Annotated in this window: 19 protein-coding genes and 1 tRNA gene; 10 read left to right on the top strand and 10 right to left on the bottom strand. The window is 70.7% G+C overall.

The window, feature by feature from the left end; translation table 11 throughout:
- A partial coding sequence (locus ACFFHU_RS10450) for a hypothetical protein (protein WP_377337632.1) occupies nucleotides 1-565 on the top strand: 565 nt, incomplete at its 5' end.
- Nucleotides 566-1044: 479 nt separating this feature from the next.
- Entirely contained in the window at nucleotides 1045-1599 is a 555-nt protein-coding gene (locus ACFFHU_RS10445) for a Uma2 family endonuclease (protein ID WP_377337630.1), read from the top strand.
- 22 nt (nucleotides 1600-1621) lie between these two features.
- On the opposite strand, the gene ACFFHU_RS10440 is transcribed toward ACFFHU_RS10445, so the two are convergent.
- Nucleotides 1622-2212, bottom strand: coding sequence for a helix-turn-helix domain-containing protein (locus tag ACFFHU_RS10440; RefSeq protein WP_377337629.1), 591 nt, complete (start codon nucleotides 2210-2212; stop codon nucleotides 1622-1624).
- Between the two features lie 83 nt (nucleotides 2213-2295).
- On the opposite strand from ACFFHU_RS10440, the gene ACFFHU_RS10435 reads away from it, so the two are divergent.
- The 3 genes from ACFFHU_RS10435 to ACFFHU_RS10425 are packed head-to-tail and all read left to right on the top strand — an operon-like array spanning nucleotide 2296 to nucleotide 4573.
- On the top strand, nucleotides 2296-2868 hold the full coding sequence (locus ACFFHU_RS10435; RefSeq protein ID WP_377337628.1) for a dienelactone hydrolase family protein: 573 nt from the start codon (nucleotides 2296-2298) through the stop codon (nucleotides 2866-2868).
- Nucleotides 2869-2926: 58 nt separating this feature from the next.
- On the top strand, nucleotides 2927-4339 hold the full coding sequence (locus ACFFHU_RS10430; RefSeq protein WP_377337626.1) for a carbohydrate-binding protein: 1413 nt from the start codon (nucleotides 2927-2929) through the stop codon (nucleotides 4337-4339).
- A gap of 51 nt (nucleotides 4340-4390) precedes the next feature.
- Complete coding sequence (locus ACFFHU_RS10425; protein WP_377337624.1) at nucleotides 4391-4573, top strand: hypothetical protein; 183 nt, start codon at nucleotides 4391-4393, stop codon at nucleotides 4571-4573.
- A gap of 170 nt (nucleotides 4574-4743) precedes the next feature.
- Here ACFFHU_RS10425 and ACFFHU_RS10420 read toward each other — a convergent pair whose 3' ends face one another.
- The 3 genes from ACFFHU_RS10420 to ACFFHU_RS10410 form a co-directional block, all read right to left on the bottom strand.
- Complete coding sequence (locus ACFFHU_RS10420) at nucleotides 4744-5508, bottom strand: VC0807 family protein (RefSeq protein WP_377337622.1); 765 nt, start codon at nucleotides 5506-5508, stop codon at nucleotides 4744-4746.
- A gap of 71 nt (nucleotides 5509-5579) precedes the next feature.
- The gene (locus ACFFHU_RS10415; protein WP_377337620.1) at nucleotides 5580-6062 is read right to left on the bottom strand and encodes a MarR family winged helix-turn-helix transcriptional regulator; all 483 of its coding nucleotides are present in this window, start codon (nucleotides 6060-6062) and stop codon (nucleotides 5580-5582) included.
- 59 nt (nucleotides 6063-6121) lie between these two features.
- The gene (locus ACFFHU_RS10410) at nucleotides 6122-8590 is read right to left on the bottom strand and encodes a PEP/pyruvate-binding domain-containing protein (RefSeq protein WP_377337619.1); all 2469 of its coding nucleotides are present in this window, start codon (nucleotides 8588-8590) and stop codon (nucleotides 6122-6124) included.
- A 121-nt stretch (nucleotides 8591-8711) separates the two neighbouring features.
- On the opposite strand from ACFFHU_RS10410, the gene ACFFHU_RS10405 reads away from it, so the two are divergent.
- A complete protein-coding gene (locus ACFFHU_RS10405) occupies nucleotides 8712-9197 on the top strand; it encodes an HIT family protein (RefSeq protein WP_377337618.1) in 486 nt (161 codons plus the stop codon).
- Between the two features lie 34 nt (nucleotides 9198-9231).
- On the opposite strand, the gene ACFFHU_RS10400 is transcribed toward ACFFHU_RS10405, so the two are convergent.
- From ACFFHU_RS10400 to ACFFHU_RS10390, 3 genes are read right to left on the bottom strand one after another with little or no spacing between them, the layout of a single operon-like run.
- Nucleotides 9232-10104: a PhzF family protein gene (locus tag ACFFHU_RS10400; RefSeq protein ID WP_377337616.1), complete on the bottom strand. Its 873-nt coding sequence runs from the start codon at nucleotides 10102-10104 to the stop codon at nucleotides 9232-9234.
- A gap of 46 nt (nucleotides 10105-10150) precedes the next feature.
- A complete protein-coding gene (locus tag ACFFHU_RS10395) occupies nucleotides 10151-10387 on the bottom strand; it encodes a hypothetical protein (RefSeq protein WP_377337615.1) in 237 nt (78 codons plus the stop codon).
- Nucleotide 10388: 1 nt separating this feature from the next.
- On the bottom strand, nucleotides 10389-10907 hold the full coding sequence (locus ACFFHU_RS10390; RefSeq protein WP_377337613.1) for a class I SAM-dependent DNA methyltransferase: 519 nt from the start codon (nucleotides 10905-10907) through the stop codon (nucleotides 10389-10391).
- A 98-nt stretch (nucleotides 10908-11005) separates the two neighbouring features.
- Between ACFFHU_RS10390 and ACFFHU_RS10385 the strand changes: the two genes are divergently transcribed.
- The 3 genes from ACFFHU_RS10385 (at nucleotide 11006) to ACFFHU_RS10375 (ending at nucleotide 13269) form a co-directional block, all read left to right on the top strand.
- Nucleotides 11006-11647 (top strand): CG0192-related protein, encoded by a 642-nt coding sequence (locus ACFFHU_RS10385; protein WP_377337611.1) that lies wholly within the window; start codon nucleotides 11006-11008, stop codon nucleotides 11645-11647.
- A gap of 49 nt (nucleotides 11648-11696) precedes the next feature.
- Nucleotides 11697-12161: a DIP1984 family protein gene (locus tag ACFFHU_RS10380; protein WP_377337608.1), complete on the top strand. Its 465-nt coding sequence runs from the start codon at nucleotides 11697-11699 to the stop codon at nucleotides 12159-12161.
- Nucleotides 12162-12777: 616 nt separating this feature from the next.
- Entirely contained in the window at nucleotides 12778-13269 is a 492-nt protein-coding gene (locus ACFFHU_RS10375) for a hypothetical protein (protein WP_377337606.1), read from the top strand.
- Between the two features lie 779 nt (nucleotides 13270-14048).
- On the opposite strand, the gene ACFFHU_RS10370 is transcribed toward ACFFHU_RS10375, so the two are convergent.
- From ACFFHU_RS10370 to ACFFHU_RS10360, 3 genes are all read right to left on the bottom strand, one after another.
- Nucleotides 14049-15194: a ParA family protein gene (locus ACFFHU_RS10370; protein ID WP_377337604.1), complete on the bottom strand. Its 1146-nt coding sequence runs from the start codon at nucleotides 15192-15194 to the stop codon at nucleotides 14049-14051.
- Between the two features lie 455 nt (nucleotides 15195-15649).
- A tRNA-Ile gene (locus tag ACFFHU_RS10365) sits at nucleotides 15650-15726 on the bottom strand.
- Between the two features lie 156 nt (nucleotides 15727-15882).
- Nucleotides 15883-16335, bottom strand: coding sequence for a nuclear transport factor 2 family protein (locus tag ACFFHU_RS10360; protein ID WP_377337602.1), 453 nt, complete (start codon nucleotides 16333-16335; stop codon nucleotides 15883-15885).
- A 126-nt stretch (nucleotides 16336-16461) separates the two neighbouring features.
- On the opposite strand from ACFFHU_RS10360, the gene ACFFHU_RS10355 reads away from it, so the two are divergent.
- Nucleotides 16462-17235 carry a TetR/AcrR family transcriptional regulator gene (locus tag ACFFHU_RS10355; protein WP_377337600.1) on the top strand — a complete coding sequence of 258 codons (774 nt, stop codon included), beginning with the start codon at nucleotides 16462-16464 and terminating at the stop codon, nucleotides 17233-17235.
- Nucleotides 17236-17238 lie beyond the last annotated feature (3 nt).

Here is a 17238-nt window from a genome sequence, read left to right as displayed (position 1 = left end):
CCTGCGCACCCTGGGCACCCTGAGCACCCTGAGCACCCTGAGCACCCTGCGCACCCTGGGCGCCGACATCACCCTGCGGACCCTGCGGGCCAACCGCGCCCTGAGCGCCCTGGGCCCCCTGCGCGCCCTGGGCCCCCTGAGCGCCCTGCGCGCCCTGCGCGCCCTGCGCGCCCTGCGCGCCCTGAGCGCCCTGAGCGCCCTGCGCGCCCTGAGCGCCCTGAGCGCCCTGGGCACCCTGAGCACCCTGGGCACCGACGTCGCCCTGCGGACCCTGCGCGCCCTGCGCGCCCTGCGCACCCTGCGCACCCTGCGCACCCTGCGCACCCTGCGCACCCTGCGCACCCTGCGCACCAGTGTCACCTTGCGGGCCCTGGGGGCCCTGGGCACCCTGCGGACCCTGTGGGCCGGGTCGGCCGGAGTGGTCCGGCCACGGGTGCTCGGAACCGCCCCAGGACCCGTCCGGGTCCTGACCGCCGGGGGCGCCCTGCGGGCCCGTGCCGCCGGAGTCATCGGAGGACCAGCTCGGCGCCTGGTCCTGCCACTGCCAGCCCTGCGGGCCGTATGAGCCGTCGCCGATCGGCGACTCCGGGCCGTCCGCGAGCGGCGTCGACGGACGCCAGGCCCGCAGGTTGCCCAGCGGACCGGGAGTGCCGATCTGCGCGCGCTCGGTGCGGGCCTTGTAGACGGACTCGGCCGCCGCGGCCGGGGTGGTCCCGGTCGTCAGGCCCGCCATCAGCAGTACGGAGCTCAGGCCGGAGGCCGCCTTGACGTGTTTCAGGCTTGCCAGTGGCTTACGTTGCTTCTTCCCCATGTCCCCCTCCAGGAGCAAGTGATCACGTTTCGCGTGCCTCCCCGGCTCTACGCGATCGTTATGTTATAGAGACAAACCAGACATGGAGCTTTAAACGTACTTTTGCTATGCAGAGCGCTCAGCAGGAGTAAAAAGGGATGCTCTCGGCGTGAAGCTCTCCGGTACGTCGAGGGCGATCCCCGCCACTCGCGCGCCCTACCAAGCGGACGGCGACGGACCGGTAGGATGCCGCCATGAGCGCTGAAAGCGTCGGCTTGCACATGCCCGCCGTCGTGACGCTCCGCGATCTCGCCGCCATGATCGCCGCAGATTCGCACGGGCACAGGTATGAGACCAGCCCCGAGGGAGTGCTCTCGGTCATGCCCCCACCGGACTCCGAGCACGCCGCCATCGCCAGTCGGCTGCTGGTCTGGCTAGCCGTTGGCGGCTGGCCGGCGGAGCAGATCCTGCAGGCCGCCGGCATCCGGATCCCCGGGCCTGGCGGTGACGGCGGGCGGATTCCCGACCTGAGCCTCTGGTCAGCACCGCAACCGCGCACCGTCTGGCTGACCGTCGCCGATCTCCTGCTGGTGATCGAGATCGTGTCCCCTGGCTCGGAGGCCATCGACGGCATGGTCAAGCGCCAGGAGTACGCGCGGGCCGGCATCCCGCGCTACTGGGTGGTCGACCGGGACACCGCCCAGACGGTCACCATGCACCGGCTCGGCGAGGCCGGCGACTACGAGGTTGCCACCACGATGCCCCTGGCCTGGCTGCTCAACACTCCCCCAGCAGAACACCTGGGCTGAGCGCCGGCTGCGCGCGGCGCACTCAGGCCCCGCCGCCGTCCTCCGGGGCGGGCAGCGTGGGGTGGTCGGTGGGATAGAGGCCGACGGCGAAGCCGTACACGGTGTCGCCGGATCGGGGCAGCTCGCTGAACTCCCGTACCAGGTCCTCGACCCGGCGCCAGAACGCGGACGCCGCCGCGGCCGGGATGCGGGCGTGCCGGATGGTCGAGTAGAGCGTGTCGGCCTCGTGCGCCGGGACCGACTCGGCGGCGGCCGTGGAGAGCCCGTTCAGGCAGACCGGGGCGGCCGGGTCGCCCGGCGTACGGACCGCGCCCACGTTGATGGTGCGGCCGGTCCGGCCGTAGTAGCGCTCATCGATGGCGCGGACCCGGCGGGTGCGGACCACCCGGAGCATGCCGGCCTGCACCAGCACCTTGACGTGGTGCGCGACGGTGCTGTTGGGCCGGCCGACCGCGGCAGCCAGCTCGGCGACCGTGGCGGCCCGCTCGAGCACGAGGTCGAGGAGCGTGGCGCGCAGCGGATCGGCGATCGCCCGCAGCTGCGCAGGGGTCGACACCTCCACCGACTCGGCCAGCTCGTAGTCGGGGATCCGGGGGTTGCGATTACTCGACATTTCTCGAACAATCTAAAACGTTGGAGAGATCATGCCAAGCCGGGCGGCTCGACGCGCCGTCCGGAGTCGAGCAAGGAGGCCGCATGGCTGAGATTCTGCTGTTCCACCACGCCCAGGGCCAGACGGCGGGATTCACCGCCTTCGCCGACGAGCTGCGCCGGGCCGGGCACCCCGTGCACGCGCCGGATCTGTACGACGGGCACACCTTCGGCACCCTCGACGAGGGACTCGGCTACGCCCGGAAGGTCGGCTTCGACGCGTTCGTCGAGCACGGCGTGGCGGCCGCGGCGGACCTGCCGGCCGAGCTCGTGTACGTGGGCATCTCGCTCGGCGTGATGCCCGCGCAGCGGCTCGCGCAGACCCGCCCCGGGGCCCGCGGCGCGCTGCTGATCGACGGCTGCCTGCCGGTGTCCGAGTTCGGCCCGGCCTGGCCGGCGGGCGTGCCCGTGCAGGTGCACGGCATGGAGTCGGACCCGTTGTTCGCCGAGGAGGACCTGGCCGCGGCCCGCGAGTTGGTGGCCTCGACCGACCGGGCCGAGCTGTTCCTCTACCCCGGGGACCGGCACCTGTTCCTCGACAGCAGCCTGCCGTCGCACGACCCGGACGCCACCAAGCTGCTCACCCAGCGCGCGCTGGAGTTCTTGGCGACCAGCTGACGCTTACATTTAACAAAGTTAACTGATAGCCTCCCGTCAATCGGCGAGGAGGCGTGCCATGCGAGTTCGATCCGTACCCCCGATGGTGCTGGCCGGGGCCGCGCTGGCCGCTCTCGTCGCGGCCGCGGCCCCGCCAGCCGGACCGGCCGCGGTCCCGGGCGGCCGGGCCGCGGTCGGCGGCCCGGCGCGGACCGGCGGCCTGGCCCCGGCGGCCAACCTCCTGGTGGCCTGCTCGGCGCCGGCCTGGAGCGAGGGCACCAGCTATCCGGCCGGCAGCCGGGTGAGCTACGCCGGCCGGCTCTACGAGGCGCTGGTCACCCACACCCCGCCGCCCGGCGCCGGCTGGAACCCCGCCGCCACGCCGGCACTGTGGCGGGACCTCGGCCCCTGCGACGGTGCCCCGACACCCACCCCGACCGGCGTCCCCACGCCCACCCCGACGCCGACCGGCACCGCGAGCCCGACACCGCCGAGCAGTCCGACACCGCCACCGAGCAGCACCCCGCCGGGCGGCCCGGACAGCTGCGCGGTCAAGCCGCGACCGGCCGGCAAGGTCCTGCAGGGGTACTGGGAGAACTGGGACGGCGCGGTCAACGGCGTCCACCCGCCGCTGGGCTGGATCCCGATCACCGATCCGCGGATCCGGCAGCACGGCTACAACGTGGTCACCGCCGCCTTCCCGGTGATCCGCGCCGACGGGACGGTGCTCTGGGAGGACGGCATGGACGCGGGCGTCCGGGTGCCCACACCGGCCGAGATGTGCCAGGCCAAGGCCGCCGGGCTGACCGTGCTGCTGTCGATCGGCGGCGCGGCCGCCGGCATCCACCTCGGCTCGGCGGCCGTGGCCGACCGGTTCGTGGCCACGGTCGTGCCGATCCTGCAGCGGTACAACTTCGACGGCATCGACATCGACATCGAGACCGGGCTCACCGGCAGCGGCAGCATCGGCACGCTGTCCACCTCGCAGGCCAACCTGGTCCGGATCATCGACGGCGTGCTCGCGCGGATGCCGGCCGGCTTCGGCCTCACCATGGCGCCGGAGACCGCGTACGTCACCGGGGGCAGCGTCACCTACGGCTCGATCTGGGGCGCGTACCTTCCGGTTCTCAAGCGGTACGTCGACAACGGCCGGCTCTGGTGGCTGAACATGCAGTACTACAACGGCAGCATGTACGGCTGCGCCGGCGACTCCTATCCGGCCGGCACCGTGCAGGGCTTCACCGTGCAGACCCAGTGCCTCAACGCCGGCCTCACCGTCCAGGGCGTGACGATCAGGGTCCCGTACGACCAGCAGGTGCCGGGCCTGCCCGCCCAGGCCGGGGCCGGCGGCGGTTACCTGGCGCCGGCGCTGGTGTCCCAGGCGTACGGCAGCGTCAGCGGGATCAAGGGCCTGATGACCTGGTCGATCAACTGGGACGGCTCGAAGGGCTGGACCTTCGGCGACAACGTGCAGGCCCTCGAAGGCCGCTGACGCCGGTCGACGGGTGGCGGCGCCGGGGCGGCTGGCACTAGCGTCCTGGTCGTGGATCATCGGATTGCTCCGGTCACGGGCGCCAGCCGGGGTGTCGGTCGGGGAATCGCGGTCGCGCTCGGCCGCGCGGCGGTGGCCGCGCTGGCCGCCGACGAGGAGCGGCTGTCGCTGTCCGGCCGCGCCCTCACGGTCGCCGACCTGGCCCAACGGTACGGGATTGACGTCGCCGGCTGACCCGCGCCGAATCTCCGCCGAGACGCTGGCCGCCGAGATCACCGTGGGCGACGGCGACACGATCGAGTTCGACCCGGTACGGCCGGACGCCCGACCGGCACGTGGGGCGGTCCCGCCGCCGGCCGCGCCCGCTCGCCACCGTCGGCGGGCGCGGCCGGAATGGACCGGAGTCAGACGGAGGGCGCCGCGGGGGCGCCGGCGCCGGGGGCGCCCGGGGTGCCGGGGGCGCCCGGGGCGTCGGCGGTATCGGCGGTCCGGTGCCGGGCGGCGATCTGCTCCTGGAAGCCGTCGACGATCTTGCTGAGCGCCGGAACCTGGGAGCGGAAGAAGGCGAGCACCGCGACGATCACGATGAGTCCCGGGAGCTGCGAGATGACGAACGACTCGTCCAGCTTGGCCGGCGACCAGTGGTAGACGATCCAGACCCGCAGTACGGCCTCGATCAGCAGGCCGACCCCGAACGCCGCGGTCATCAGCCGCTCCCGGCGCCGGAACTCGCGCGAGTCGTGCCACGCCTGGTCGTACGCCTGCGCGCGTACCGGGTCGCCGTCGGTGGCGATCGGCGTCACCGCCACGTACACGATGGGCTTGCCCACCACGCAGGTGAACATGAAGTAGAAGCCGGTGAGGGCGGTGTAGAAGGCCGGCTTGATGGCGACCAGACGCGGGTCGTCGGTGACGAAGAGCAGCGCGACCGTGAGCGCGACCTCCAGTAGCACCAGGATGCCGATGAAGTCGAGCTTGCGTCGGCGGATCGTGTTCACCAGGGCCCACGCGCCGATGCCGACGCCGGCCAGGGTGAGCGCCCAGAAGTCGCTCATGCCGAGTTTCTTGAGGATGAAGTAGAGGACCACCGGGACGACGATGTCCAGGAGGGTCGGTAGGAGGGCGCGGAGCCGTCCCGCCCGCGCCGGGCGGCTGGTAGCGGTGGTCATGACGGGCTGCCTTTCTGGGCGAGGTCGTGGCCGGCGCCTCGGCCTGGGCCATCGATCGTCATCGTCTTTTCTCACGACTCGTCGCGCGGCGCCTGCCAGGTGCGGCCCGAGGCCGGTGGTTGTTGTCGGGCCCGGGCCGCCTTGATGGAGGCGGCCAGCCGGTTGAGCAGCGTGCCGAGCAGGACGGTGTCGTCCCCGTTCCAGTCCGCGAGGAAGTTCGCGAACCGGTCGTGCGACTTGCGGACCAGCCGCTGCAGCTCCTCCTTGCCGGCGCCGGTGAGCACCACCCGGAACGAGCGCCGGTCGTTCGGATCGTTGCGCAGCTCAACCTGACCGGCCTCGGCCAGCGCGTGGATCTGCCGGGTGACCGCGGACAGCGAGAGCTGCATCTCGGTGGCCAGGTCGGACGGCCGGACCTCGGTGGTCTCGGCGACCAGTTGCAGGATGGTCAGCCGGCTGCCCTCGCCCTGCCGCTCGCGCGCCTTGCTGAGCTCGCGACCGACCGCCAGCAGGCCGCTGGTGAGTACCTCGATGTCGCGGTCGTCCGGCTGCATGCCGCCACTCTATCGATACTTGCGTCACGCAAGCAAGCTTTTCCCGGCCACGCCGGGCGTCACCGCTCCCCGGTGCTCCGGACCACGCCCGCGGAACCGTCCACTGTGATCACCTGACCGTCGGCGAACGTGCTGGTGGCGTTCCCGGTGGCGAGCACGGCGGGCACCCCGTACTCCCGGGAGATGATCGCCGGGTGCGACAGGATGCTGCCCTTGTCGGTGACCAGCGCGCCGACACTCGGGAACAACACCGCCCACTGCGCGGTCGTCTCCGGGCAGACCAGCACGTCGCCGCGGCGCAGCTTGCCGAACTCGGTGACGTCCCGGATCACCCGGGCCGGGCCGGTGTAACGCCCGGCCGAGGCGGCCAGGCCGCGCAGGGCGCCGGCCGGCGACTCGCCGCCCGGGCCGCCGCCCCACAGGCTCATCGACCACTGCGCCAGCGCCGCCACGTGCAGGGCGCCGGCCGACGGCGCCGGCAGTGTCGGGTCCTCCTCGATGGGGGTGGGCGGCCGGCCATAGAACACCGGGCCCGGGTGCGCGGTGGCCCAGGTGTGCTGGCCGCGGCCGATCCGGACCTGCTCGCGCAGGTCGGCCCCCCGCTCCAGCGCGGCCAGCGCGGTCTCCAGGTCGAGGTGCAGCACGTCGTGCGCGTTGTCGGTGAGCCCGGCCGCGGTGAGCCGGCCGCCCAGCTCCAGCAGCGCATAGCGGAGCAGCGCCCAGAGCGAGACCGCGTAGTAGACCTTCTCGTCGCGGACCGGCGCGCCCAGGTCGCTGCCCTCGAGCGCGAGCTGGAACCGGCGACGCCCCGCCGGTCCGGCCGCGGCCAGCCCCTCCTCCGCCTCGGCCAGCGTGGCGTCCAACCGGCCACGCAGCGCCGCCCGCTCCCGGTCCACATCGAACGGCTCGTCCAGCTGCGCGCGGATCAGGTTGAGCAGCACGCCCGGCTGCTCGGCCAGGGTCGGCTCGGTCAGGTCGAACCCGATCGTGCGGTGGCAGCACTCCTCGCGATAGTCGTTGAGGGCCTCGGCGAACTCCGGGTCGGCGGCCCGCAGCCGGTCCACGGCGTCCGGCGCGTTCTCCTCCAGGATGGCGCGGACCGCGGGCCGGCCGGCCGCCATCCGGGCCAGCTCACCGATGCCGATGGCCACCCGCATGTGGTCGCCGTGCAGACCGCCGCGCAGCTGGAGGGTCTGCGCCGGGGTCCAGCCGAGCAGCTCCTTGGCGGTCGCGCCCAGCTCGCTCAGCAGCACCACGGCCGCGCCGGTGAGCTGGAAGTAGACCTCGTGCAGCTCGCGGAAGAACCCGACCATGTCGCGGAGGTGCGCCAGCAGGGCGGCGTCGTCGATCTCCAGCGGGTCGATCTCGCGCAGCGCGGACAGCCGGGCCCGGAAGGCCGGCTTCCACTCGGCGTTCCAGCGCTGCACCAGCCTGCGCGGCTCGCCGTTCTCGAGCTTCTTGGCGATCTCCTCGATCCGGGCCAGCTGGGTGGCCGCATCCAGCTGCGGCATCGACAGATAGACCCAGCCGCCGATCGAGGACGCCGACGGCACGGCGCCGGTGGTGAACTGGAAGACGTACCGGGAGACGTCGCTGAAGACCGGCAGGAAGAGCGAGGTCTGCAGCCGGGTCCACGGCCGGACCGCGTTGGCGTCCCGAGTGGAGAACAGCTCCGGCGCCACGACGGGGATCGGGATCTGCTCCCGTACGACGCCGCTCAGCGTGGTGATCGGGCGGGCCTGCAGCAGGAACAGCTCGCCGTCCGCGTACGCCCACTCGATGTCCTGCGGCCTGCCGTAGTGCTCGGCCGTGCGCAGCGCCAGCGCGGCCACCGTACGGGCCTGGGCGGCGTCGATGGCGGTCGGACCGCTCGGCTCGGCCGTCGCGGTCACCCGGGCCTCGTCGCCGCGGACCAGCCACTCGTCGGCGGTCTGCTCGCCGGCCATCAGTCCCTCGCCCAGGCCCACCACGGCACTGACCAGCACCTCGCCGCTGTCCCCGGTCACCGGGTTGCAGCTGAACGCCACGCCGGCCGCGTCGGCCGGCACCATCCGCTGCACCAGCACGCCCACCTCGGCGGTGGCCTGGCCGTCGCCGCGGTACCTGGCGATCCGCTCGGAGAAGCCGGACGCCCAGCAGGTACGGATGGCGTCGACCACCTCGGCCAGCCCCCGCACGTTGAGCACCGACTCGTACTGGCCGGCGAACGACTGGCCGGCCAGGTCCTCGGCCACGCCCGACGAGCGCACCGCCACCGGGTCGTCGCCGAGCGCGCGCAGCGCCTCACCCAGCTCGGCGACCAAGTCGTCCGGCAGCGGCATCGTCTCGATGTGCGCCTTCACCACGGACGGCTCGTCCGCGGGCGGCGGCGCCGCGGCGAGGCAGGCGTCCAGCGCGTCGGTGGTCAGCGAGAAGCCGTCGGGCACCGCGGACCCGGCGGCGACCAGATCGGCGAGGACCGCCGACTTCCGGCCGACCCGGGCCGAGTCCCCGGGCCGGGTCGCGGACAGAGGCAGGATGAAGCTCACGGCGCTGTCCCTTCACGGGCACAATTCGCCAAACGGTACACCGCGACGCGGCCATCGCGCGGTCCCGCGGGAGCGCCTTGGCCCCGTTCTCTCCCGCCGGCCCGGGCGATAGCGTGACCGGATGGACGACTGGCGGACCGACCGGATCGGGGCGGCGCTGCGCGGCGCCAACCCAACCGTGCTGGCGCGGCTGAGCTCCGGCTTCGCGGTCATCGGCGACACCCAGTTCCTCCCCGGATACTGCGTGCTGCTGACCGACGACCCGGGCATCAACCGGCTGCTGGACCTGCCCCGAGCGGGCCGGCTGGCCTTTCTGGCCGACATGGATCTGGTGGGCGAGGCCGTGCAACGGGTCTGCGCCCGCCGCGACCCCGCCTTCCGCCGCGTCAACTATTCGATCCTCGGCAACCTCGACGCGTACCTGCACGCGCACATCCATGCGCGGTACGACTGGGAGCCGCCGGATCTGGTCACCGGGCCGGTCTTCAGCTATCCGCGCGCGACCCGGCTCGACCCGGCGGCCCAGCTCGGCCCGCGCCACGACGACCTGCGGCGGGAACTCGCCGCCGAGCTGCACCAGCTCTCCGGCTCGCCGGCTCCATCCTGACCGACCACTGATCCGGCCGCTGGCTGCCATCCACCTACTGGACGCCGGTATGGCCGATGGTCGCGGCGCCACCGACAAGGATCCTCGGGCCGCTCGCCGTTCGCTGGGTGGCGGTCGTGATGGTGGCCGGGACGCCCAGCGCGTCGCCCATGTCGACGCGGAGCTCGGGGAAGCCGCGGTCGGCCAGGTGGGCGGCGAGGCAGGCCGTGCTGTTGGCGTTGGCGATGTCCTCCGGGACGCCGATGGCGGGGGCGAACATCCGGGCCACCAGGCGGCCGCCGCCGGTCGGCATCGAGTGGACATAGCAGCCGAGCAGCCCGGCCTGCTCGCACGCGGCGCGGAGCCGGTCCTGATCGGGGGCCAGCGCCGCGACGGCCTCGGCCGTGGCCACCGGAACCAGCAGCCGGGGTCGGCCCAGGCTCGCCACGCGTACGCCGGGGCCGAGCAGGTCCGGGGTAACCCCGAGGGCGGCGCTCACGAGCCCGAACTCGGCCGGAGTGGGCTCGCGCAGGATGACCGGGCCGGGATCGAACGCGGCCTGCACCCGGTCGCCGCGCCGGAGCGTACGGCCGGTGAAGGCACGCCCGGATGCGCGCAGCCGGAACTCGCCCTCGGCGCCGGCGTGCCGCGCGGCGAGGACGGCCAGCGCGGCGACCGTTCCGTGGCCACAGGCCGGCAACTCGGCCTCGGCCGTGAAGAAGCGCAGCCGTACCACGTCGTCCGGCGCCGAGGGCGTCACGAAGACCGCGTGTGAGGTGCCGCAGCGGGCCGGAACCCGGCAGCGTTCGGCATCGGACAGCGCGCCCTCGGCATCGTCGACGACCGCCGTCGGGCTGCCGCCCCGGCCGTCGCGCAGGCAGGCGTGCACGATGCTGATCGGGAGCCGCCCTCCCCGCCCGGTCGCCACGCCGCCAGTTCTACCATCCCGCCGCAGGTGAGCGGGTCGGCAGGCGTCAGCCCGCCTCGGCGGCGTCCGGTAGCTTGCGCCAGACCGACACGTGGCTCTCGCTGTCCGCGGTGAAGGGCGAGCCGGTCCAATCCGCCACCCGCCGCTCCGGCGTGAGCCCGGCCAGCCGCGCCATCAGGTCGCACTCGGCCGGCCACAGGTAGCGGAAGTTGCTGGCGCCGTACCGAACGGTCCCGTCCGCCAGCCGCCGATAGTGATGTGAGGTCCCCTGCTGGATAACCATGTCAAGGGTGTCGAAGCCGAGATGGCGGTCGGTGACGGCGAACGGCACCGCCGCCTGCCCCGGCGGGAAGCGCCGGATGCCCGGCACCCACAACTCGATGACGAAGCGGCCCGCCGGGCGCCAGGTGCCGGGCGGCGTTGCGGAAGCACCGCACCTGCTCGTCCTGGGTACGCAGGTTGCCGATGCTGTTCCACACGACATAGACCAGCGAGAACCGGCCCGGCACCCGCACCGTGGTCATGTCCCCGATCGCCACCGGCAACTCGTCCGCGGACACCTTCCGGCGCAGCTGGTCGACCATCGGCTGCGACAGCTCGATCCCGGACACCGGTACGCCTCGGGCGGGGAGCGGAATCGCCACCCGTCCCGTGCCGATCGCGAACTCCAGGGCCGGGCCGGCACCGGCCAGGCTCGCCAGGAAGTCCACGGCGGGATCGAGCACCGCTGGTTGGAACATCTCCGCCGACACCTCGTCGTACCGCTCCGCGGTCTCCTCGTCCCACAGATCGCTGCTCGTCATGGTCACGAAGCCTGCGCTCCGGCCCGCGTTCCTGCCAGTGGTTATCGGCGTGCCCGCTCGGCCAACTCCGACAGTCGAGCCTGCCCTAGGATTCGGCCATGGCGCTGCTGCACCGGGCGAAACTGCACCCCACGAAGATCGAGCTGCTCGCCGCATGGCTGCCCGGCCGTTCCTGGTATCGAGGAGGGGACGCCGCTGCCCTCGTACGGGTGGCGGGGTTTCGGTTCGACGATCCGGCCGGCGCGGTCGGGATCGAGACCATGCTGGTCGGGGCCGGTGATGGGCCAATCCATCAGGTCCCGCTCACCTACCGCGACCGGCCGCTCGACGGTGGCGACCGGTGGCTGCTCGGCACGGCCGAGCACTCGGTGCTGGGCCGGCGCTGGGTGTACGACGGCTGTGGCGACCCGGTCTACGCCGCGGCCCTGGCCAGTGCCATCGTGACCGGCGCCGGCCAGGCCGACGAATACTTCGAGATCGACGGCCGGCGCGAACGCCGGGAGCCCGCGATGGTCCTCGGCCACGACCGTGCCGAAGACGTCGGCGGCCCCGCCGACGGCCCGGTTCGCCGCGTGCTGGATGGCGATCCGACGCTCATCGTCATGGAATCCGTCGAACTGGCCGTCGTCCGTTGTCTCGATCGCGGCGGCGAGCGGCCGGGTGGCCGACTGACGGGAACCTGGAGCGGCCAGCCGACCCCGCAGCCGCTGGCGTACGCCGCAGCGGCGCCGATCCGGTAACCGGGAAATTCGGATGCCGCCATGATCTCCGCTGCGCACACTTGATCCCATGAAGCTTGCTGAGGCTCTTGCGCTGCGCGCGGATGCGGCGCGCCGCGCCGAACAACTCCGGGTCCGCATCGCCGCCAGCGCCCGACACCAGGAGGGCGAGTCGCCCGCCGAGGACGCCGCGGCCCTGCTGGTCGAGGCGGAGCACACGCTCGGCGAGTTGGAGTCGCTGATCCGGCGGATCAACCGCACCAACGCCGCCACCGTCGCGGAGGGCGGCACCCTCACCGACGCGCTGGCCCGCCGGGACGTGCTCCGGCTGCGGCACCGCATGGTCACCTCCGCCGCGGACGCCGCGGCCGGGGAGGGGCAGCGCGGGTTCCGCCAGTTGCGGTCGGAGCTGAAGATGATTTCGACGCTGCCGGTGGCCGACCTTCGCGGCCAGGCCGACGACCTTGCTCGGCGGCTCCGCGAGGTCGACACGCTGATCCAGCGGCTGAACTGGGAGGTCGATCTGTTGGACTGACAGGTCTGCTGCACTGACAGCGGGATGCGGAGCAGGTAGCCGACGTGGAGGCGTGCACGAACCCGAGGGCCGGCGGGCAATCCGGCTCCAACCTGGCGCGCCGCGGGCAGGCGCAGGGGTTCAACTCCCCGACACACATCGCACGCCCAGCACGGCGCACAGGTGACGGTGCACGAGGCACGGCACACCACCATGTGCAGATCCACGACGGCGAGGGCGGGACAGGGGCCAATCGCATCCCGGCACGCAACGAATCCGACGACCGAAGCACCGGCAGAACCCGGTTGGGGCGGACAGCATCGGGCAGGTGCGCGGTACCGTGCCAGTCATGACGTTGACGCTCCGGCCCGCCGTGCCGGTCGTCGCCGATCCGCCCCTCGACAGTGCGGGCGCTACCGGAGGCAGGGGCCGCCGTCGGCGGCGTGCCACACCCGGTGCTCGTGCCCCGCGGACGTCCCCTGCACAGCGCCGTCGGTGGTTTCTCGTCGCCACGGCGCTAACCGTCGTACTGTGCGCCGGATATCTGTCGGTCACTCTCGGTCATCGTCTCGATCACGGCAGCTCGTGGTGGCACGGGACTGACGCGGAGTCCCGCGGGGAGGGACCGGGGACGGAGGTGCGGTTCGCGTTCAATCCGGGAGGGCAGATCACGTTCGGCGCGTCCATCCGCAATCCCGGTCCGTCGCCGGTCACGGTCACCGGCATCGCAGTCGATGACGGTCCTCCCGATCGGCACATGTTCAAGGTGGCGCGCCTGATGTCAAACCCTGTCGTTGATGAGTCCACCGCCGTCTTCCAGCCAGCCACGGCGGCGCTATTCGGGCCGACCAGGGTGGGAGCGGGCATGGAACTGCCGGTCTTCCTCACGATCACGATTCCGGACGTGGCACAGGCTTCCGGAGGAGGCCTTTACTTCGATGACCTCGCGGTCGACTACGACGTGCTCGGCCTGCCGCGTCACCAGCGAGTGCCGATGGGCTTCCGCTTGTTCGTCCACTCCGCTCGATTGGTGGCCCGGAGGTACCACCATGCGAACCACACCACGATGATCGTCGGTGATCTTCTGCCAGTACGTTTGCCCAACTCACGGACATCAGGTGTCCGCTAAATCGGCCCGGCCCACGAAGCCGCCGGCGTGGTGCGCCGATGCGGAAAAGATCAACTGGTTCCAGGCGCCTACTCGATCTTGCGACTATGCTCACGGTCGAACGGCGGAATCCGATCGCGAGGTGACCGGCATCTTCGCATCTACACCGACCAGAACACGCGATGGCGTACAGTGACGGGCCATCGCCGGCAACCCATCAACTCCAACATGCATCTAGGTTGTGAACCACTCCAGCGATGCACTCGGTACAGTCCCTGACATGGTCTGAGGAAATCCGCCGAAATACCAATTGCGCGGGATCCCAATCCGCCTCGTGTGCGATCTGATTTCGCCGATCTACCTGAAGATCGAGCATATTCCTAAGCCGAGACTCGCGACTGCCTCGGGCAACTCCGATGGCGCGCCATACCGCCTTCGAGTCTGAGCCGCTAGCATCGATAGCCTTGTCGATAGCCGAAGGGGTAACTAAGGTCTTGAACGACAACCAGTATCGGATCGAACTAGGCAGTGCAGGCTGAGTAAGCAGCTGGGGTTGAATTTGAAGGTAGCCAGCAATTGATACATTGGTCGCCGGCGGTCCTTGCTGAACTCCCAACAGGAAAGCCTCCGCCGTCTTCTCATGCATGTAAGCATCAAGCGCAGAAACTGAAAGGACAATACACGCACGGTAGATTGAACTGCTCGACTCAACCTCACCCGCAGCCTCTTGAGACTGCCCGAGTGCAGAAAGCGCGTTCACTTGTCCCAAAAGCTCATCGAATAACTGTCGCGGCTTCATATCAGCCCTGACTAGCCGCCAAGGATGCCAGTTTTTCGGCAATCCCTGTAAAAATTCGATCAAGGCTGCGAATTTGCCGCATGGAGCCTTCCAGAACAACGCCGGATTGATCAAGCTCGGTAGCTGTCAGCTCGAAGACCGGAAGGCGATGCTCTTGGGACTTCGGGAGGAGACTATTGAACTCCTGAATCCGTCCTACCACATAATCCTCTCCTATCCCTGCGTCTCGGTACGTCGATGCAGGTAACAACAGACCGGACTTTCCCAAATGTGGCGCGAAGTCGAATTGAATCGATTCGGCGACTCGCTCAATCCATTCACGGAAAGGGCCGGTCGGATCACCGTACGGATTCTCCTCAGTCGGAGCCCTATAGAGACGGTAGCGTTGAATTACGGCACCGGCGAACTTCATTCGGGGTTCCGGGAATGGATAGGTGGCCGTGCGGAGAGTTTCGTTCTCGCTTGCCGTCTTCGCCCAGCGGTACCAGCGCGGAAGAACCTTTGACAGGGATCGCAAAGCCATAATTGTGTAAAAGTCGGGAGACGTGGGCACGAAAACCAGATCACTCGTCGCCACGATGTTCTGGTTCAACGAACCTAAACTGGGGCTCATGTCTACAATAACAAAGTCGGCACCCAGCGATTCGGCTGTCGTTCGAATAAGGTAGTTGAGAGCGCCAGGGATATTGCGAAGGGCCAAAAGCGTTCCAGATAGCTCCTGTGCAACACTTAAAGAAACCTCATACTCGCCGATCTGAATATGCCCCGGGAGCAGGAAGAGGTTCTCGCAACCAACAATGGGCGAGCACTCGACAGCCTCAAGCATCCGAGGCTCGGACTCGAAAGCTGGTCGCAATGCCCCATACAGGGTACGCTCAGCGTGAGCCGTGAAGAATTCTTTCGCCTCTTTTTGGGTGTCACTAAATTCTTCATCCTCCGCAGCTGCGCTCGGTGAATGATCCGCAAAGTCCTCAAGCGGCCAAGTGTTCGATAGACCGAGCGACACCCCGGTTAAGTTGCACTGCGGGTCGGCATCCACGAGTAGCACCCGATGACCCAGCCGCGCCAGCTTCCATCCGAGGTTAAACGTAGTGGTCGTCTTGCTTACGCCACCTTTGTGGTTGAAAATCGAGACAACCGTTGTCACTCAGGCCTCCTGTCATGTCATCAACAGCCCGTCACTTTAGCGACGAAAGCGGCAACCTGGGGGCTGCAAAATGGGCAATTGACATATAACAAAGATGTGTCAAGTATCCGACCCGAGCTTGCGCTGGCGGGTTTCGACATTTTTCTGGGGTCGCACCGGCGTCCGTCTGTGGTGCGACTGCGCGGCTTGCGCCCGTCGTCCACCTGGCGAGGAACCGCGTGCGCGCCTTCTCGGCTTCCCTGCGGGCGGTCGGGCCTGCGGGATGACTTCCGTCAGGTAGTGCCGCTCCCGGTGATGGGGTCGATGCCGGCGTAGACCTTCACCCGGAGAGCCACTGGGCAGTTCCTCGATCTCGTGCGCTGGCGCTTCCCGCGCCCGTTCGCCGTCGCCATGAAGCCGACCGTGGCGCGCTCGCACCATGAGTAGCACCACGGTCGGCTTCATGGCGTTTGTGCTGGTGGGGCGGGCGGGACTCGAACCCGCGACCGAGGGATTATGAGTCCCCTGCTCTAACCGGCTGAGCTACCGCCCCCTGCCGGGCGAAAGCCTAACGCACCATGGCCCGCCGCCCGGTCCGCGCCGGCCGGGCGGAATTCCCGGCTCGACCGGGGAGGATTGTTGTCGTCGCTGGAACGACAACAATCCTCCCCGGTTCGACGTCCCGGCACGGCCACCGGGCCGCGCCCGGTCAGTTCGCCGCGCCGCCGGCCCGGTCCGCGGCGGCCAGCAGTTCCTCGGGGCGGCCGGCCGCCCAGGAGATCGTCACGTGGTCGGCGTAGTCGCGGGACTCCACGATCCGCCCGTCCCGGACCCGCGTCACGAAGATGTTGCGGGCCCGGAAGCTCCGCCCGGTCCCCGGCATCCGGCCCACGTAGTCGAACTCGCCGATCACCACCTCGGGGTCGGCCGTCTCGTGCACGACCAGGTTCTCCACCCGCATCTCCCGGGGCGCGTCGCCGGCCCGGGCGAAGTGCTCGCGGATCGCCTCCCGGCCCTCGATCCGGCCGGCGCCGGGCGCGTGTGGATGCTCGACGACACAGTCCTCGGCGTACAGGTCGGGCAGGCCGGCCCAGTCCTGGCCGGTGACGCCGTCCAGCACGGCGGTGAACACCTGGCGGGGGGTACGGGATGGCGTCGACATGGTGACCTCCGAGGGATCGCGGGCCGGAACGGCAGCGGCGAATAGAATCGGACTCATGACTCCGATAAGAACAGCATACGGACTGATCACTCCGTTTGCATACCCCTCCCCACTCGGCAACCGGCCGTGACGCCGCCCGCCGGCGACCGGCCGCGGGCCCAGGCCGACCAACCGCAGGCCCAGGACGACCGGCCGCAGGCCCAGGACGACCGGCCGCGGGCCAAGGCCGGCCAACCGCAGGCCCAGGCCGACCAACCGCAGGGCCAGGCCGACCAGCCGCAGGACCAGGCCGCCCAACCGCGGGCCCGGGCCGACCGGGCACCGGCGGGGGCCGCGGACCGGCCGTTGCGGGCGGATGCCCGGCGTAACCGGGCCCGCCTGCTGACGGTTGCCGAGCAGGTCATCGCCGACCGCGGGGCCGGGGTGTCCACCGAGGAGATCGCCCGGACCGCCGGCGTGGGGATCGGCACGCTGTTCCGGCACTTCCCCACCAAGGAGGACCTGCTGACCGCGGTGTACGCGGAGCGGCTGCGAGGGGTGGCGGACAAGGCCGCCGAGCTGGCCGACGCGCAGGACGCGGGGGCGGCGTTGCGCGGGCTGCTAACGTACGTGGTGGGTCGGTCGGCCGTGAAGAACACGCTGGTGGCGGCGCTGGCAGCGGCCGGGGTGGACCCGGAGGACGACGAGACCGGCGCGGCCAAGCGGCGCTACACCACGGTGCTCGCCGGCCTGCTCGACCGCGCGCAGCGGGCCGGCGCGGTCCGCGCGGACGTCGGCCTGCCCGAACTGCACGCGCTGATCGTCGGCGCCTCCCGCACCGCCGAGCTCACTCCCGATCCGACGGTACGCGCCCGCGCGCTCGCCGTGGTCCTGGACGGTCTCCGCCCCCCACCCCCCTGACCG

It is taken from the genome of Plantactinospora siamensis (genome assembly GCF_042434095.1).
Lineage (GTDB): Bacteria > Actinomycetota > Actinomycetes > Mycobacteriales > Micromonosporaceae > KBS50.
Note: the sequence above shows the minus strand (reverse complement) of the source record. Positions and strands in the feature narration are given on the sequence as shown.

Coding starts and splice junctions, on each gene's coding strand:
- ACFFHU_RS10395 (WP_377337615.1), bottom strand. CDS start 10,387: ATGGTTATCCAGCAGGGGACCTCACATCACTATCGGCGGCTGGCGGAC.
- ACFFHU_RS10380 (WP_377337608.1), top strand. CDS start 11,697: ATGAAGCTTGCTGAGGCTCTTGCGCTGCGCGCGGATGCGGCGCGCCGC.
- ACFFHU_RS10445 (WP_377337630.1), top strand. CDS start 1,045: ATGAGCGCTGAAAGCGTCGGCTTGCACATGCCCGCCGTCGTGACGCTC.
- ACFFHU_RS10420 (WP_377337622.1), bottom strand. CDS start 5,508: ATGACCACCGCTACCAGCCGCCCGGCGCGGGCGGGACGGCTCCGCGCC.
- ACFFHU_RS10415 (WP_377337620.1), bottom strand. CDS start 6,062: ATGCAGCCGGACGACCGCGACATCGAGGTACTCACCAGCGGCCTGCTG.
- ACFFHU_RS10435 (WP_377337628.1), top strand. CDS start 2,296: ATGGCTGAGATTCTGCTGTTCCACCACGCCCAGGGCCAGACGGCGGGA.
- ACFFHU_RS10405 (WP_377337618.1), top strand. CDS start 8,712: ATGGACGACTGGCGGACCGACCGGATCGGGGCGGCGCTGCGCGGCGCC.
- ACFFHU_RS10385 (WP_377337611.1), top strand. CDS start 11,006: ATGGCGCTGCTGCACCGGGCGAAACTGCACCCCACGAAGATCGAGCTG.
- ACFFHU_RS10430 (WP_377337626.1), top strand. CDS start 2,927: ATGCGAGTTCGATCCGTACCCCCGATGGTGCTGGCCGGGGCCGCGCTG.
- ACFFHU_RS10440 (WP_377337629.1), bottom strand. CDS start 2,212: ATGTCGAGTAATCGCAACCCCCGGATCCCCGACTACGAGCTGGCCGAG.
- ACFFHU_RS10360 (WP_377337602.1), bottom strand. CDS start 16,335: ATGTCGACGCCATCCCGTACCCCCCGCCAGGTGTTCACCGCCGTGCTG.
- ACFFHU_RS10390 (WP_377337613.1), bottom strand. CDS start 10,907: ATGACGAGCAGCGATCTGTGGGACGAGGAGACCGCGGAGCGGTACGAC.